Annotated in this window: 11 protein-coding genes; 4 read left to right on the top strand and 7 right to left on the bottom strand. The window is 71.9% G+C overall.

The genetic code is table 11. The features are described from left to right. Positions 1–12: 12 nt before the first annotated feature. Genes AC5PYY_RS10605 through AC5PYY_RS10590 form a run of 4 tightly spaced genes read right to left on the bottom strand, consistent with a single transcriptional unit; the run spans position 13 to position 6,183 of the window. Positions 13–858, bottom strand: coding sequence for an alpha/beta fold hydrolase (locus AC5PYY_RS10605; RefSeq protein WP_493896780.1), 846 nt, complete (start codon positions 856–858; stop codon positions 13–15). Further along, positions 855–2,888 carry a choline BCCT transporter BetT gene (betT, locus tag AC5PYY_RS10600; protein WP_493896779.1) on the bottom strand — a complete coding sequence of 678 codons (2,034 nt, stop codon included), beginning with the start codon at positions 2,886–2,888 and terminating at the stop codon, positions 855–857. The genes AC5PYY_RS10605 and betT overlap by 4 nt, the downstream gene beginning before the upstream one ends. Further along, positions 2,885–4,648 carry a choline dehydrogenase gene (betA, locus tag AC5PYY_RS10595; RefSeq protein WP_493896778.1) on the bottom strand — a complete coding sequence of 588 codons (1,764 nt, stop codon included), beginning with the start codon at positions 4,646–4,648 and terminating at the stop codon, positions 2,885–2,887. Before betA ends, betT begins: the two co-directional genes overlap by 4 nt. After that, positions 4,645–6,183, bottom strand: coding sequence for an aldehyde dehydrogenase family protein (locus tag AC5PYY_RS10590; RefSeq protein WP_493896777.1), 1,539 nt, complete (start codon positions 6,181–6,183; stop codon positions 4,645–4,647). Before AC5PYY_RS10590 ends, betA begins: the two co-directional genes overlap by 4 nt. A gap of 239 nt (positions 6,184–6,422) precedes the next feature. On the opposite strand from AC5PYY_RS10590, the gene AC5PYY_RS10585 reads away from it, so the two are divergent. Further along, complete coding sequence (locus AC5PYY_RS10585) at positions 6,423–7,955, top strand: DEAD/DEAH box helicase (protein WP_493896776.1); 1,533 nt, start codon at positions 6,423–6,425, stop codon at positions 7,953–7,955. 133 nt (positions 7,956–8,088) lie between these two features. Here AC5PYY_RS10585 and icmF read toward each other — a convergent pair whose 3' ends face one another. Next, on the bottom strand, positions 8,089–11,445 hold the full coding sequence (gene icmF / locus AC5PYY_RS10580; RefSeq protein WP_493896775.1) for a fused isobutyryl-CoA mutase/GTPase IcmF: 3,357 nt from the start codon (positions 11,443–11,445) through the stop codon (positions 8,089–8,091). A gap of 129 nt (positions 11,446–11,574) precedes the next feature. Between icmF and AC5PYY_RS10575 the strand changes: the two genes are divergently transcribed. Genes AC5PYY_RS10575 through AC5PYY_RS10565 form a run of 3 tightly spaced genes read left to right on the top strand, consistent with a single transcriptional unit; the run spans position 11,575 to position 14,688 of the window. Next, on the top strand, positions 11,575–12,441 hold the full coding sequence (locus tag AC5PYY_RS10575) for a DUF1295 domain-containing protein (RefSeq protein WP_493896774.1): 867 nt from the start codon (positions 11,575–11,577) through the stop codon (positions 12,439–12,441). 37 nt (positions 12,442–12,478) lie between these two features. Then, positions 12,479–13,861 (top strand): UTP--glucose-1-phosphate uridylyltransferase, encoded by a 1,383-nt coding sequence (locus AC5PYY_RS10570; RefSeq protein WP_493896773.1) that lies wholly within the window; start codon positions 12,479–12,481, stop codon positions 13,859–13,861. Next, on the top strand, positions 13,858–14,688 hold the full coding sequence (locus AC5PYY_RS10565) for a helical backbone metal receptor (RefSeq protein ID WP_493896772.1): 831 nt from the start codon (positions 13,858–13,860) through the stop codon (positions 14,686–14,688). Before AC5PYY_RS10570 ends, AC5PYY_RS10565 begins: the two co-directional genes overlap by 4 nt. 70 nt (positions 14,689–14,758) lie before the next feature. Here AC5PYY_RS10565 and AC5PYY_RS10560 read toward each other — a convergent pair whose 3' ends face one another. Next, on the bottom strand, positions 14,759–16,297 hold the full coding sequence (locus tag AC5PYY_RS10560; protein ID WP_493896771.1) for an HNH endonuclease signature motif containing protein: 1,539 nt from the start codon (positions 16,295–16,297) through the stop codon (positions 14,759–14,761). Between the two features lie 36 nt (positions 16,298–16,333). Further along, the gene (locus tag AC5PYY_RS10555; protein ID WP_493896770.1) at positions 16,334–17,341 is read right to left on the bottom strand and encodes a LacI family DNA-binding transcriptional regulator; all 1,008 of its coding nucleotides are present in this window, start codon (positions 17,339–17,341) and stop codon (positions 16,334–16,336) included. Positions 17,342–17,361: the final 20 nt, after the last annotated feature.

Here is a 17,361-nt window from a genome sequence, read left to right as displayed (position 1 = left end):
GCCCGTCGCATCTCAGCTGCGGCGGATGATCTCCTCGGCCACCTCGACCGGTCGCTTCTCGGGGAGCCAGTGCCCGGCCGCCAGCTCGACGAAGCGGTAGCCCTCGCCCGCGCCGGCCTCGGCGCGCACGTGCTCACCGGTGCGTTCGGCGGCGTCCCGACCCAGGAACGGGTCGCGGCTCCCCCACACGTAGGTCGTGGGGACGCGCACCGTGCCGACCGGCGGGGTGTCGCCGGGTCGGGCGGCGGCGCGGTACCAGTGGATCGGACCTCGCAACCGCTCCCGTGAGCCGAGGCGACGGGCATACCGATCCGCGTCCTGGCGCCGCAGACCGGTGCGCGTCAGCCCGCCGCGACGCAGCATCCGGGCCATCGCGACCTCGGGAAGGACGGGCAGCTGGAAGGCCCCGACGTACCAGCTGCGCCGGCCCTGGTCACCGTGCCGGACCGCGTGCCGCAGCGCCGCCGGGTGCGGCGTGGACAGCACGGTGAGCGCAGCGACCCGGTCCGGGTGCCAGGCCGCGACCGCCCAGGCGACGGCTCCACCCCAGTCGTGCCCGACAACGTGCGCCCGGTCCAGCCCGAGGTGGTCCAGCAGCGCGAGCACGTCGCCGACCAGCTCGCCCATCCGGTATGCCGCCACCTCCTGCGGGCGGGCGCCGTCGGCATACCCCCGCTGCTGGAGGGCGTAGGTGCGCAGGCCCTGCTCGTGCAGCAGCGGGGCGACGCGGTGCCAGGCGCTCGCGTCCTGCGGGAAGCCGTGCAGCAGCACGACCGGAGGCCCGTCGCTCCTGCCCCCGGCGAACGCCCCGAAGGTGAGCCCGGCACGCTCGACCCGGACGACCCCGCCGCCGCTCACCGCCCGTCCGCGACGATCGCCGAGCTCGCGGCCCAGCGCTCGTAGTGGTCGAGGACGTCGTGGCACACGTCGTCGACGTCGTAGCCCATGAGGTCGTAGCCACCAGCGATCGGTTGAGCCACCTCGAGGCGCGTGGTGAGATCCTGCGCATCCAGCCGCCGAGTGCCGAAGGCCGGCGCCGGGGCGCGCCGGATCTGGACCGGATAGCGGAAGTCCCCGGCGTCGGAGGCGACCCGCAGCGTCGCCGTCTGCACGATCCGGGACCCGGTGTCGGGCTCGCCGAGCTCGACCTCGGCGACCACGTCCTGCTCGGCGAGGGCCTCCCGGACCGACTCCAGCGCGGGCACCACCACCTGCCGCATCCGCTCCTGCGCCTGCTGGACCGAGACGGTGCCGAAGGTCCGGGCCAGGCGCAGCCGCCACGGCACCCCGGAGGACTCCCGGCCGACCAGCGAGGAGGTCAGCGAGCTCTGCAGGGCGCCCTCGCGTGCCCGCTCCGACTCCAGCGCGCGGTGCAACCCGACCATGACGGCGATGATGACGAAGGCGAAGGGCAGGCCCATGATGATCGTTGCGCTCTGCAGCGCCGGGATCCCGCCGACGAGGAGCATCGCGATCGTGAGGACACCCGTGGCGACCGACCACAGGATCCGCAGCCAGGGCCGGGCGTCGTCGTCGCCGTGTGGCAGCTCGGAGGAGAGGTTGGCCATGACCAGCGCGCCGGAGTCCGCCGAGGTGACGTAGAAGAGGAGCCCCACGAAGGTCGCGAGGGCCACCACGGCCAGGGCCAGCGGATACTGCTGCAGCAGCGCGAAGAAGCCCTCCTCCGGCGTGTTGACCGCCGCCTCGCCGAAGGCCGTGTCGCCGTCCGCGATCTGCTTCACCGCGCTGTTGCCGAAGATCGTGACCCACATGACGATGTAGCTGAACGGGATGGTCATCGTGCCGAGGACGAACTGGCCGATGGTCCGTCCCTTGGAGATGCGGGCCAGGAACATCCCGACGAAGGAAGCCCAGGCGATCCACCAGGCCCAGAAGAAGAGGGTCCAGAAGCCCATCCACTCGGCCGGGTAGTCGAAGGCCATCGTGTCCAGGGTCATCCCGGGGAACATCGAGACGAAGTCGCCGACGTTCATCATCATGCCGCGCAGCAGGAAGGCGGTCTCGCCGGTGATGAGCACCCAGCCGGCGAGGGCGATGGCGAGCAGCACGTTGAGCTGGCTGAGGATGCGGATGCCGCGGTCGACCCCGGTGGTCGCAGAGACGGTGGCGACGACGATCGCCAGGACGACCAGGCCGATCTGCGCGGGTATGCCCTGGGGCACCCCGAAGAGCACGCCCAGCCCGACGTTGAGCATGACGACGCCGATGCCCAGCGAGGTGGCGACGCCGAAGATGGTGCCGATGACCGTCGCCACGTCCACGGCGTCACCGATCGGACCCTTCACCCGCTTGCCGATGAGGGGGTACAGGGTTGAGCGCACCGCCAGCGGCAGGCCCAGCCGGTGGGCGTAGTAGCCGAGCGCGATGCCCATGAGGGCATACATCCCCCAGCCGGTGATGCCGTAGTGGAACAGCGTCCACACCGTTGCCTCGCGCGCGGCCTCGACGGTGCCGCCCTCGCCCTGGGGCGGGTAGAGGTACTGCGAGGCCGGCTCCGCGACGGCATAGAACATGACGTCGGTGCCGATCCCCGCCGCGAAGAGCATGGAGGCCCAGGCGAAGGTGGAGAACTCCGGTCGGTCGTCGTCCTGACCGAGCCGGACCCGGGAGTGGCGGACCCCGAGGTAGAGGACGAAGACGAGGATGGCCGTGGCCAGCGCGATGTAGAACCACCCGAACCACTCCGAGGTCCAGCCGACGACCACGCCGAGCGCGGAGGCCGACTGCTCCGGCGCGATGAGCGCCCACAGCGCCACGGCGACGGTGATGGCGCCGGAGACCGCCAGCACGGTCCACTTGGTGCGCGGCTCGGAGGGCGGGCGGACCGTCTCCTCGGCGGAGTCGGAGGCGGCGGGCGTGGCGCTCATGACAGATCCTCCTCGTGCGGCGCCATCGCGCGCTGGGCGCTCGGCACCTCCTCCCGGGTGTCCCACGCCTCGTTGCGGGGATCGCCCGGCGGGTAGAGCGGCATACCGGCACCGGCCCGGAAGACGGGCGGGTGCTCGGGCGCCAGCGGGGTGTTGCCCGCGATGAGGTCGGCGGCCTTCTCAGCCACCATCATCACGGGGGCGTAGATGTTGCCGTTGGTGATCGTCGGGAAGACCGAGGCGTCCACGACGCGCAGCCCCTCGGTGCCGTGCACCCGCATCGAGGAGGGGTCGACGACGGCCAGCTCGTCGCGCGCGCTGCCCATCCGCGCCGAGCACGACGGGTGCAGCGCGGTCTCGGCGTCCTGCGCCACCCAGTCGATGATCTCCTCGTCGGTCTCGACACCCGGCCCGGGCGAGATCTCCCCGCCGTCGAAGGCGGCGAAGGCGGGCTGGGCGAGGATGTGCCGGGCGGCCCGGATCACCTCCACCCACTCCCGCCGGTCACGCTCGGTGGAGAGGTAGTTGAAGAGGATGGACGGGTGGTGGAAGGGGTCGGCGTCGGTGATCCGGACCCGGCCGCGCACGTCGGAGTTCATCGGACCGATGTGCACCTGGTAGCCGTGCTTGCCCTCCGGAGCGGTGCCGTCGTAGCGCACCGCGATGGGCAGGAAGTGGAACATGAGGTTGGGGTAGGCGACCTCGTCGTTGGTGCGGATGAAGCCGCCGGCCTCGAAGTGGTTGCTCGCCCCGACACCGCTGTCGAGGAAGAGCCACTGCGCGCCGATCCAGGGTGCCTTCCACTTCTTCAGCCACGGCGCGATCGAGACCGGTTGCAGGCTGGTGTGCTGCAGGTAGACCTCGAGGTGATCCTGCAGGTTCTCCCCCACCCCGGGCAGGGCGACCCGCGGCTCCACCCCGGCGGCGCGCAGCACCTCGGGGTCGCCGACGCCGGACAGCTGCAGCAGCTGCGGGCTGTTGAAGGCGCCACCGCACAGGATCACCTCGCCCGCCTCGACGGTATGCCGTCGCCGCCCCGGCGCGCGGGCGAAGTCCACCCCCGTCACCCGGGTGCCCTGCCACCGCAGCCCGGTGACCATCGCGAGCGTGGTGATGTCGAGGTTGGGGCGGTCGCGCACGGGGCGGAGGTAGGCCCGGGACGCGGACAGCCGACTCCCGCGGAAGACGTTGCGGTCGAAGGGCGCGAAGCCCTCCTGGCGGTAGCCGTTGACGTCGTCGGTGCGCGTGTAGCCCGCCTGGGTCGTGGCCTCGAAGAAGGCCTGGAAGAGCGGGCTGGAGGCCGGCCCGCGCTCGAGCTTGAGGGGACCGGAGCCGCCGCGCCAGGCGTCGGACCCGGCCAGGCAGGTCTCCATCCGCTTGAAGTAGGGCAGGCAGTGGGCGTAGTCCCAGTGCTCCATGCCCTCGAATCCGGCCCAGGTCTCGTAGTCACCGGCGTTCCCCCGCTGGAAGATCATGCCGTTGATCGAGGAGGAGCCGCCGAGCACCTTGCCGCGGGCGTGCGGCACCCGGCGACCGTCCATGTGCGGCTCCGGGTCGGTCTGGTAGGCCCAGTCGTAGAGCGGGTTGCCGGAGGGGAACATCAGTGCCGCGGGCATATGGATGAGCGGGTCGAGCAGGACGTCCGCCCGCCCCGCCTCGAGGACGAGGACGGTCGTGGACGCGTCGGCGGAGAGCCGGTTGGCCAGCGCCGAGCCCGCCGAGCCACCGCCCACGATGACGTAGTCGTAGCGTGTCCTCATCGCTGCTCCTCGGGGGTGTCCGGGGTGTCGGCGGCGTCGGGGCTGCCGGGTTCGTCGCCGAACCACGCCGCGGGGGCGGGGCGGGTGTTGTGCCAGATGTGCTTGGTCTCGACGTATTCGTGCAGGCCCGCCCGGCCCAGCTCGCGGCCGATGCCGGACTGCTTCATCCCGCCCCACTCGGCCTGCGGCACGTAGGGGTGGTAATCGTTGATCCAGATGGTGCCGTGCCGCAGCCGCCGCGCCACCCGCTCGGCCCGGCCGGCGTGCTGCGTCCAGACGGCGCCGGCCAGCCCGTAGATCGTGTCGTTGGCGATCGCCACCGCGGCGTCCTCGGCGGCGTCCCGCGTCTCCCCCGCGAACGTCTCCACCGTGAGCACCGGGCCGAAGGACTCGTCCTGGACGCACGTCATACCCGTGGAGCAGTCGTCGAGGATCGTCGGCGGGTAGTAGCACCCGACCGCGAGCGGGCCGCCGGGGACCTGGCCCCCGCAGCGCAGGACGGCGCCCTCCTCGACGGCGGCCGCGACGTAGGCCTCGACCTTGGCGCGGTGTGCGTCGCTGATGAGCGGCCCGGTCTCGGCGCGCTCGTCGAACGGCCCGCCCATCCGGATCTGCTCGGCGCGCCGGACCAGCTCGTCGACCACCTCGTCGTGCACGCTCTCCTCGACGACGAGCCGGGCACCGGCGGAGCAGACCTGGCCCGAGTCCAGGAAGATCGCGGTGAGCGCGTTGTCGATCGCCGCGGGCAGGTCGGCGTCGGCGAAGACGACGTTGGGGTTCTTGCCGCCGAGCTCCAGCGCGACGCGCTTCACGGTGGGCGCGGCGGCCGCCATGATCGTGCGGCCGGTGACCACGCCCCCGGTGAAGGACACGAGGTCGACGTCCGGGTGGCTGGTGAGGGTGGGGCCGACGTCGGCGCCCGTGCCGGTGACGAGGTTGCCGACGCCGGCCGGGAGTCCGACCCGCTCGAGCGCGCCCAGGAGCCAGATCGCGGTCTGGGGGGTGAGCTCGCTCGGCTTGAGCACGAAGGTGTTGCCCGCCGCGAGCGCCGGGGCGACCTTCCAGGAGGTCTGCAGGAGCGGGAAGTTCCACGGCGTGATGAGGGAGCAGACCCCGACGGGCTCGTGGACGACGCGCGAGGAGACCGTCGGGGTGCCGGTGTCCACGACCCGCCCGGCCTCGCCCTGCACGACGTCGGCGAAGTGGCGGAAGACGGCGATGACGTCCTGCATGTCGATCCGGGACTCGGCGATCCGCTTGCCGGTGTCGAGCGACTCCAGCCGGGCGACGTCCTCCAGCTCGGCCTCGAGCAGGTCCGCCACGCCGCGGACGACGGCGGCACGCTCCGGGGTCGAGGTATGCGGCCAGGGCCCCGCGTCGAAGGCCGCCCGGGCGGCGGCGATCGCGGCCTCGGCGTCGGTGGCGTCGGCCTCGGCGACCGTGGCGACGACCTCCCGGTCCGCGGGGCAGGTGATCTCTCGGGTGCGGCTCGAGGCGGAGTCCCGCCAGGTGCCGTCGACGTAGAGGCTGCGCATGGGTCTCCTCGCATCGCGGGTCCGGGGTGCGCCCACCCTAGCGAGGATCGACGCCGCAGGTCAGGAACCGACGCGTGACCGGATCGGGTAGACTGAGACCCACGGCGTTCCGCACCGTCTCACCTCGGACCGTCCGTTCCCCCGCAGCCCGCACCTCGTGAGCTGCCCCCGACCAAGGTCGCGCCGCCCATGACGCCAGCGCGCCGGGTGAGACACCGCATACGTCTCGAAAGAACTCTGTGACCTCTTCCTTCGCCGACCTCGGCGTGCCCACCGTCCTGACCGCCGTGCTCGCCGAGCGCGGCATCACCTTCCCCACCCCGATCCAGGCCGCCACCCTTCCGGACTCGCTCGCAGGACGCGACGTCCTCGGCCGGGGCCGCACCGGCTCGGGCAAGACCTACGCCTTCCTGCTGCCGCTGGTGACCCGCCTCCTGGCGGACCCGGCCGCCGCGCGGCGCCGCGGGCGTGCGCCCCGGGCCCTCATCCTGGCCCCGACGCGTGAGCTCGCCGGCCAGATCGCCGCTTCGCTCGAGCCGCTCGCGGCCGCGGCCGGGCTGTCCCACGTCACCGTCTTCGGCGGCGTCGGGCAGAACCCGCAGGTGCGGGCGCTGCAGCAGGGCGTCGACGTGCTCGTCGCCTGCCCCGGCCGCCTGGAAGACCTCCTGGGCCAGGGCCACGCCGATCTCTCGCAGGCGGAGGTCACCGTGCTCGACGAGGCCGACCACATGGCCGACCTCGGCTTCCTGCCGGTCGTCAAGCGGCTCCTGGACCGCACGCCGCGGCGGGGGCAGAAGATGCTCTTCTCGGCCACCCTCGACTCCGGCGTCGACGTCATCGCCAAGCGCTACCTGCACGACCCCGTGACGCACCACGCCGACTCGGCGCAGTCGCCGGTCGCCGCGATGGAGCACCACGTGCTGCACATCGACGCCGCCGACCGGCTCGCGGTGCTGGCCGACCTCGGGTCCGCGCCGGGGCGCAAGGTCGTCTTCACCCGCACCAAGCACGGTGCCAAGAAGCTCGCCAAGCAGCTCAACCGCGAAGGCGTGCCCGCCGTGGAGCTGCACGGCAACCTGGCGCAGAACGCCCGGACCCGCAACCTCGACGCCTTCCACTCCGGTCGCGCGAGCACTCTCGTCGCCACCGACATCGCGGCCCGCGGCATTCACGTCGACGACGTCGCGCTCGTCGTGCACGCAGACCCTCCGGTCGAGCACAAGGCCTACCTGCACCGCTCGGGCCGCACCGCCCGCGCCGGTGCCGCCGGGACCGTCGTGACCCTCATGACCGACGAGCAGGTCCGCGACGTGCGCTCCCTCACCCGCGCCGCCGGGATCAAGCCCCGGACCACCAAGGCGCACGCCTCGCACCCGATCCTGGCCGAGCTCGCGCCCGGCGAGCGCACGCTCGTGCCGGGCGGCCTGGTGCTCACCGCCCCTGGTCAGCAGCAGGGCCAGGGCGGCCAGGGCCAGGGCGGCGGCCAGCAGCGCAACAGCCAGGGCCGCTCCGGTCAGGGTGGGTCCGGTCGCGGCTCGGGTCAGCGTCAGGGCGGGCAGTCCCGTTCCCAGGGCGGCCGGGGCCGGTCCCAGGGCCAGGTCGGCCAGGGCGGCCAGGGCCGTTCCCAGGGCGGCCAGTCCCGGGGCCAGGGCGGTCAGTCCCGCGGCCAGGGGCAGGGGCGACGCTCCCAGGGCGGCTCGCGCGGGGGCGCCTCGTCCGGCGGCTCGATCGTGGCCTTCAGCACCTCCAGCGGCTCCGGCCGGCGCCGCTGAGGGTCCAGCCGGACCTACCGGCGTGCACATCGCCGCCCGACCTGCACGGAAACGCATCGCACGGGCCGTTGTGCACGCCGGCGGGCACGGCATACCCGCGACCCACCCTCCCACCGTGGACGGTGAGAGGGCGTCAGACGTTGCGGCGGTACTGCCCGCCCACCTCGAAGAACGCCTCGGTGATCTGGCCGAGCGAGCACACCCGCGCGGCCTCCATGAGGACCTCGAAGACGTTGGTGTCGGCCATCGCGGCCTCCTTGAGCCGGGCCAGCGCCTCCTGCGCCTCGTCGGCGTGCGCCTCCTGGTAGGCCTGCACCCTCTCCAGCTGCGACTGCTTCTCGCTCTCCGTCGCGCGCGCCAGCTCCACCTCGACGTCCTCCCGCTCCTCCTCGGGCCGGCGGAAGGTGTTGACCCCGATGATCGGCAGCGACCCGTCGTGCTTGCGGTGCTCGTAGAGCAACGACTCGTCCTGGATCTTGCCGCGCTGGTAGCCAGTCTCCATGGCGCCCAGCACACCGCCGCGCTCGCTGATCCGGTCGAACTCCGCGAGCACCGCCTCCTCGACGAGGTCGGTGAGCTGCTCGATGATGAACGACCCCTGGTTGGGGTTCTCGTTCATCGCCAGGCCCCACTCCTTGTTGATGATGAGCTGGATCGCCAGGGCCCGGCGCACCGACTCACCGCTCGGCGTGGTGACGGCCTCGTCGTAGGCGTTGGTATGCAGTGAGTTCGCGTTGTCGTAGATCGCGATGAGCGCCTGCAGCGTGGTCCGGATGTCGTTGAAGTCCATCTCCTGCGCGTGCAGCGAGCGGCCCGAGGTCTGGACGTGGTACTTCAGCTTCTGGCTGCGCTCGTTGGCGCCGTACTTCTCCCGCATGGCGACCGCCCAGATGCGCCGCGCGACGCGTCCGATGACGGAGTACTCGACGTCCATCCCGTTGGAGAAGAAGAAGGACAGGTTGGGCGCGAACGCGTTGATGTCCATCCCGCGGGCGAGATAGGACTCGACATAGGTGAAGCCGTTGGCCAGGGTGAAAGCCAGCTGGCTGATGGGGTTCGCGCCGGCCTCGGCGATGTGATAGCCGGAGATGGACACCGAGTAGAAGTTGCGGACGCCCTCGTCGATGAACCACTGCTGGATGTCGCCCATCATGCGTAGCGAGAACTCGGTGGTGAACAGGCAGGTGTTCTGGCCCTGGTCCTCCTTGAGGATGTCAGCCTGCACCGTGCCGCGGACGTTCTGCAGCGCATAGGCCCGCAGCTCCTCCTCCTCGGCACCGGACGGCTCCCGCCCCTCGCGCTGCCGGAAGGCTTCGAGCTGCTGGTCGATAGCGGTGTTGAGGAAGAAGGCCAGGACGGTGGGGGCGGGGCCGTTGATCGTCATCGACACCGACGTCGTCGGGTCGACGAGGTCGAAGCCGTCGTAGAGCGCCTTCATGTCGTCGAGGGTGGCGATGGAGACACCGGAGGTGCCGACCTTGCCGTAGATGTCCGGGCGCTGCGCCGGGTCCTGGCCGTAGAGCGTCACCGAGTCGAAGGCGGTGGACAGGCGCGTCGCGGGCTGGCCCTCGGAGAGCAGCTTGAACCGTCGGTTGGTCCGGAACGGGTCTCCCTCGCCGGCGAACATTCGCGCCGGGTCCTCGTTGTCCCGCTTGAAGGGGAAGACGCCGGCGGTGTAGGGGAAGAAGCCAGGGAGGTTTTCCCCGCGCCAGAAGCGGACCAGCGCACCGACCTCGTCATAGGTCGGCAGCGCCACCCGGGGTATGCGGTTCCCGCTCAGCGACTCCTTGGTCAGGGTCGTGTGGATCTCTCGATCCCGCACCGTGACCACCTGCTCGTCGCCGGAGTACGCCTCCACCCGCGCGGGCCAGCCCTCGATGAGCTCCTCGACCTCGGTGGGCACGTCCTTGCGGGCCGCGGCGAGGAGCTCGTCCACGCCGTGGTCGGTCTTCCCGGCTGCTGCCAACTCGTCGTCGACGGCAGCGAGGCGTTCGACTCGGCGGGCGGCGAGGGCATACCTCTCGGTGTCGTCGTGGTAGCCCCGGATGGTGTCGGCGATCTCGGCGAGGTAGCGGACACGCTTCGGCGGCACGACCTGCCGGATCATCGAGCTGTGCTGCACGTCGACCGCGGGCAGCGTGCCTTCCTCGACCTGAAGTCCCTTCTCCCGCAGCAGGTCTCGCAGGTGCTGGTAGAGCGCCGTCACCCCGTCGTCGTTGAAGGTCGCGGCCGAGGTGCCGAAGACCGGCATGTCCTCCGGCTTCTTGCCGAAGGCCTCCCTGTTGCGCACCAGCTGGCGACCGACGTCGCGCAGCGCATCCATGGCGCCGCGGCGCTCGAACTTGTTGATCGCCACGACGTCCGCGAAGTCGAGCATGTCGATCTTCTCCAGCTGGCTCGCGGCGCCGAACTCCGGGGTCATGACGTAGAGCGAGGTGTCGACGTAGGGCACGATCCCGGCGTCACCCTGCCCGATACCGGGCGTCTCGACGACGATGAGGTCGAAGCCGGCCGCCTTGAGGATGTCGAGGGCGACCGGGAGCGCCTCCGGCACCTCCTTGTCGCCGCGGGTGGCCATGGACCGGAACAGCACACCCACGGGGGTCTCCGCGCCCCGTGCACCCCCGGATCCGTCCCCGTCCTGGCCGGCGCCTCCCGGCCCCTGGCCGAGGGAGTTCATCCGGATCCGGTCACCGAGGAGGGCGCCGCCGCCCTTGCGCCGCGTGGGGTCGATCGCCACGACCGCCACCCGCAGCCGGTCGCCCTGGTCGACCCTGATCCGACGCACCAGCTCGTCGGTGAGCGAGCTCTTGCCCGACCCACCCGTGCCGGTGATCCCGAGCACGGGGGTGCTCGCGCCGCGCTCCCGCGCCGCCTCGGCATACCGCTGGCGGTCCGCCTCGGGCAGCGAGCCGAGCTCGGCGCCGGTGATGGCGCGGGAGATCGCGGTCCGCTCCCCTGCGAGCACGTCGTCCACCTGCGCCGGGGCGACCTCCCACAGGTCCTGGTCGCACTCCATGATGACCTGGTTGATCATCCCCGGGAGGCCCAGCCGTTGTCCGTCCTCCGGGGAGAAGATCGTGACGCCGGCCTCGCGCAGCCGGGCGATCTCCTCCTCGACGATGACGCCACCGCCACCACCGACGACCGCGACGTGCCCGGCACCCGCCTCGCGCAGCTGGTCGACGAGGTACTCGAAGTACTCCACGTGGCCGCCCTGGTAGGACGACACCGCCACCCCGCTGGCGTCCTCGTCGAGCACGGCGTCGACGACCTCGGCCACCGAGCGGTTGTGACCCAGGTGCACGACCTCGGCCCCCTGGCTCTGCATGATCCGGCGCATGATGTTGATCGAGGCGTCGTGGCCGTCGAAGAGGCTGGCCGCGGTGACGATCCGGACCGGGTGCTTGGGGGTGCGCAGCGCCGGCTTCTCGCTCCGGGTGTCGGCGGAGGTGGCAGGGTCCTGGGCTCGGTCCGCGTCGTTCTTCACCGTGCGTCTCCTCGTCGAGTGGCTGGGCTCTCTCCCGATGGTAGTGGACTTCCCGGGTGAGGTTGACGCGCCCGTCAACGGGGCACCTCCACCGCACACGCACCCGTGGTCGTCCGTAGGCTCGTCGCGGTGAAGAGCTGTCTCCTCGTCCTGGCCGTCGCCTTCGCTGGTGCCTTGCTGGCCCTGGCCGGGTCCGACGGCGGCCAGCGCCTCGCGGCTGGTATGCCGCTCATGGTCCTGCTCCTCCTCGTGGCCTACGTGCTCAACTGGGCGGTCTACGTGCCGTCCTACTTGGCGCAGACCGAGCGCTTCTTCGACCTCACCGGGTCCATCACCTTCTGCCTGCTCACGGTGCTCGCGCTGGCTCTCACCGACGACCGGGACGCCCGGACCTGGATCCTCGGCGCGATGGTGCTGCTCTGGGCGCTGCGCCTCGGCAACTTCCTCTTCCGCCGGATCCTGCGGGCCGGCAAGGACGGCCGCTTCGACGAGCTCAAGCAGAGCTGGTCGCGCTTCCTGCTCGTGTGGACGATGCAGGCGCTGTGGGTCACCTTCACCGCGGGGGCCGCCTACGCCGCCATCACCTCGACCACGAAGCAGGGGCTGGGCGTCGTCGGCGTGATCGGCATCGTCGTGTGGGTCGCCGGGTTCGCGGTCGAGGCGGTGGCGGACGGGCAGAAGGCTGCCTTCCGGGCCGACCCGGCTCACGAGGGCGACTTCATCTCCACCGGTCTGTGGTCCTGGTCGCGCCACCCCAACTACGTGGGCGAGATCCTGCTGTGGCTGGGCGTCGCGCTCGTCGCGGCCCCCGTCCTCTCCGGGTGGCAGTGCGCCCTGCTCCTCTCCCCCGTCCTCATCTACCTCCAGCTCCGCTTCGCGAGCGGGGTCCCAGCCCTGGAGCGCCGCGCCGACGAGCGGTGGGGCGGACAGGAGGACTACGAGGCCTACAAGCGCTCCACGCCCGTGCTCTTCCCGGTGCCCGGCCGGACCGGCTGATGTCCCGAGGGTGCGCTGCTCTCGATAGGTTGGGTCCATGACCTCCAGGGGACGTGAGCAGGCCCTCGACCGTATGCAGCAGGCCGGCGTGAGCCAGCCCGCCCGGGACACCTTCGCCCGGCACTACGACAACCTCGCCGCGGGAGCGACGGGGCTCATCGCGGAGGCGGACGTCGAACCCGCCCTCCCCGCCGTCCTCCTCGAGGACGTCGAGGTCTCCGAGGAGGAGGCGCGTGCGGCGCTGGACCGGACCGCGGTCATCACGCTCAACGGGGGGCTCGGCACCTCGATGGGCCTCGCGGGGCCGAAGTCCCTGTTGCCCGTGCGTGACGACCTGACCTTCCTGGACATCACGGTGCGCCAGGTGCTGGCGCTGCGGGAGCGGTATGCCGTGCGCCTCCCGCTCGTCTTCATGGACAGCTTCTCCACCCAGGACGCGACCCTCGAGGTGCTCGAGCGCTATCCCGAGCTGCCCGTCGGCGAGCTCCCGCTGGACTTCCTGCAGAGCCAGGAGCCCAAGCTGCGCGCCGACGACCTCGCCCCGGTGACGTGGGAGGCCGACCCCCGACTGGAGTGGTGCCCCCCGGGCCACGGTGACCTCTACCCGTCGCTGCTGGCCAGCGGGCTGCTCGACCAGCTACTGGAGCACGGCTTCCGGTATGCCTTCATCTCCAACGTGGACAACCTGGGCGCGGTGCCGGACGGGCGGCTGGCGGCGTGGTTCGCGGCGAGCGGCGCGGGTTACGCCGCCGAGGTCTGTCCCCGGACCGAGATGGACAAGAAGGGTGGCCACCTGGTGCGCCGCACCGCCGACGGCCGTCTCGTCCTGCGCGACACCGCGCAGACGGCGGAGGAGGAGATGGTCCACTTCATGGACGCCGACAAGCACCCCTACGTCAACACCAACAATCTCTGGTTCGACCTCGAGCGGCTGCGCGCCATGCTGGCCGAGCGCGACGGGGTGCTCGAGCTGCCCCTGATCCGCAACGCCAAGACCGTGGACCCCACCGACAAGGCCTCCACCGCCGTCATCCAGATCGAGTCGGCGATGGGCGGGGCCATCGAGCTCTTCGACGACGCCGTGGCCATCGGCGTGACGCGGGAGCGCTTCGTGCCGGTCAAGACCACCAACGAGCTGCTCCTGCTGCGCTCGGACGTGTATGCCGTGGACGACACGACCTACCGCCTGCGCCGGACGGTGGATCCCGCGCCGATCGTGGACCTCACCAAGGCGCACTACGGCATGATCGGCGACTTCGACGCGCGCTTCCCGGCCGGCGTCCCCTCGCTGGAGCGCGCGACCCGGCTGCAGGTCGAGGGCGACTGGGTCTTCGGTGCCGACGTCGTGGTCGACGGGGCGGCGCACCTCGGCGACGAGGGCGGCCGCGTCGAGGACGGGGCCACGCTGGGCTCCGCATGAGGCGGATCCGTGACGATCTCGGCGACGAGATCGTCCTCCCGGACGGTCCGGTCACCCGGGTCGTCTCGCTGGTGCCCTCGCTCACCGAGGCGCTGGCGGCGACCCGGCGCGAGGCGATCGTGGGGGCCACCGACTGGTGCACCCACCCGCCGGACCTCGACGTCCCACGCGTGCGCGGTACCAAGAACCCGAACCGCTCCGCGATCGCGTCCCTGTCTCCGGAGCTCGTCGTCTGCGTGCAGGAGGAGAACCGCGAGCTCGACGTCCAGCGCCTGCGAGCCGACGGCATACCCGTCTGGGTCGGCGTGATCGAGTCCGTGGACGACGCGTTGCGCGTGCTGCGCACCCTCCTCACCGAGGTGCTCGGCTGGGAGGCACCCGGCTGGCTCGACGAGGTCGAGGGCCGATGGTTGATCCCCCTCGACGGCGGCGGCCCCGAGGGGGCGGACGGTCTGCGCCCCTTCCCGCCGCGGTCTGCGCCGCCCGTCCGCACGGTCGCAGTGCCGATCTGGCGCGACCCGTGGATGGTGATCGGGTCGGCGACCTACACCGGCGACCTGCTCGCCCGGGCGGGCCTGACCAACGTCTACGAGCAGCATCCGGAGCGCTACCCGAAGGTCGAGCTGAGCGACCTGGACGCCGCGGGAGCGGACCTGGTGCTGCTCCCGGATGAGCCCTATGCCTTCACGCCCGACGACGGACCCGAGGCCTTCACCCGCACCCCGACGTTGCTCGTGAGCGGGCGGCTGCTCACGTGGTACGGCCCCGCCATGCTCGAGGCCGGCGAGTTGTTCGACCGCATTCGGGCCGACCTCACGTCCGGATAACTCCTCCTTGACACCGTCTCTGGGCGTGCCGCGGGGCCGGCCCTGTGGGGTCGGCTTCGGGGCGTGGTGGTCATAGGTGCCAGGTGACGGTGCCGCCGGTGATGGTCGCGGTGAGGTCGTGCAGGTGGACGTGGGTGTGGTGCCTGCCGCACAGGAGGGCGAGGTTGGTCAGGTCCGTGGCGCCGCCGCGGGCCCAATGGGTGATGTGGTGGGAGTCGCACCACTGCGGCAGCGCGGAGCACCCGGGGAACGTGCACCCACCATCGCGCACCGTCAGGGCTTTCCACTGCGCCGGGGACGCGAACCTCGCTGTGCGCCCCAACGCGAGCGGCTCCCCGTCGGGCGAGACCCATACCGGTGTGACGTCCCCGGTGCACGCGGCCTGGGCGGCGGCGCGGGGTGGGACGTAGTCCCCTCCAGCGGTGAACGCCGGGCCCCCACCCTGGGCACCCTTTTGGGGGTCGAACGGGATCAGCAGCATCACAGACGCCCTGGCGGTCGAGGGGCCAGCGCCCGGGTTGGACAGGCCCCGGTCGATCACCGTGACCAGCGCGTCGAAGCGGCGTTGCCCCGCCGACCGGGTATCCACCTCCACGACGTGCCCGTGGCCGTCAGTGACCGGCACCGGTGCCGCCAACGCGGAAGTCAGGACCCCGGTGATCGTGGCCGCCGCCCCCGCGGGGGCGTCGATCGTGAACCTCGTCAAGCTCGCTGACCCCCGCCCGATCGTCCGGGTCGACACGCGGCGCAGCTCGTGCGCGGTGCGCTCTGCCTCGCCCGGGGCCTTGCCCTCCAGCAGGTCTTCGATCAGCCGGTGGCACACCTTCGCCAGGTCCCGGTCCGACACGCCCCGGTTCGCCGCCGCAGCGGTCGCGATCGCCGTGTACTCCCCCAACTCATCGACCTGCAGCGACGTCGTCAGTCGGGTCATGGTGCGGGCCACCAGCGCGGCCCGGTACACCGGGACCGTGCCCGCCGCGACCGCGTCCCCGATCGCGGCCATCGCCGGGTTCGTCGACGCTTTCACGACCGCCGCGATCTGGGACGCCTCCTGGACCGACGTCCACGGGCACCTCGCCCGCAGCCAGTCCACCAACGACAACGACAACGCCGTGTGCACACCCCGTGCGTGGGCTTCGCGGACCATCGTGAACGTCACCGCACCCAGCTGGGTCGACACCTCACCCAACGCCTCGACCGAGGCGACCAGGTCCTCCTCCAGGACCGTGACCGCCTCATCCCGGGTGAGCCAGGCCCGGCCCAGGCCCCGCCGCGCCGCGATCACCCCACCCGAGAGTTCCTGCTCCGGCCGGTCATGCCCCGCCTCGTAGGACGCGGCGACCTCATCCATCAACGCCCGATACGCCCCCGGCCCCAACGCCCCCACATCCACATACCCCGCCCACGGATCCCCACCGAACGGCTCACCCACGTCGGCATCGCCATCCACGACGACATCGCCATCCACCCCGGCCTCGACGACGGGCTCGGCGACCGCGGTCTCAGGGCACCAGACGTCCTGCCCGTTCCGCTCCTGCCCGCCCATCGCCTCCATGAGAAGACTCAACCACCAGGCACTGACATACCCGCTGACCTGCGGCGTTGCCACCCGGCCGGGGTTGAGCGAAGGACGGATCAGGTCACGCTAGGCCGTCCCTCCCTCGACGAGATGGGTCGGGAGGACCCGTGAGGCGACCTCCTCGCCGGCGAGGAGGTCGCGCAGCATCCGCGTGGCCTCGACCGCGAGCCGGTCGCCCGGGTTCGCGACCGTGGTCAGCCGGGGATGCGTGAGCTGGGCCGCCGGGGAGTCGTCGTAGCCGACGACGGCGATGTCGCCCGGCACCGATCGGCCCGAGGACTGCAACTCGCTCACACCGGCCGCGGCCATCAGGTCGGAGGCGACGAAGACACCGTCCAGGTCGGGGTGGGCCGCCAGCAGCCGGCGCATCGCCACCCGTCCGCTCTCGGACGAGAAGTCGCCGTGCTCGACCGCGTCGTCCGGCCGGCCCGCCGCGGCCAGCGCGGAGCGCCATCCGGCGAGACGGTCGCGACTGGCCGCCATGTCGGTCGGCCCGGCTACGGTGCCGATCCGGCGGCAGCCGCGCTCCAGCAATCGCTCGGTCGCGAGGCGTCCCCCACTCACGTTGTCGAGGTCGACGTAGGGCAGCCGCCCGTCGCCCCCGGGTGGCCGGCCGATGACGACCGTGGGCAGCCTGAGGGCTCTGAGGACGGCGGTCACCCGGTCGTCCAGGTGCGCGCTGAGCACGATGGCCCCGTCGGTGTGGCCACCGCGCAGCCAGGTCTCGAGACGGTCCGTGTCACGATCCGAGCGGGCGAGGACCAGCACCATCTGCAGCGGCGACTCCTCCAGGCCCGTGCTGATGCCGCGCAACAGGCTCATGATGACCGGGTCGGAGAAGACCCGCTGGTCGCTCTCGGGCACCACGACGGCCACCGAGTCCGGCTCGCGCACCACGAGTGATCGGGCCGCCCGGTTCGGCCGGTAGCCCAGCTCGGCGACCGCTGCGGTGACCGCCTCGCGAGCCCCCTCCCGCACCCGCGGGTCGAGGTTGACCACCCGTGACGCGGTGGCGCGGGAGACCCCCGCCCGAGCGGCCACATCCTCCAGCGTGGGCGGCCGTCGACCCTTCACGAGCCGCGTCCTCGCGGCGA

It is taken from the genome of Serinicoccus sp. JS2-9 (assembly GCF_059025165.1).
Note: the sequence above shows the minus strand (reverse complement) of the source record. Positions and strands in the feature narration are given on the sequence as shown.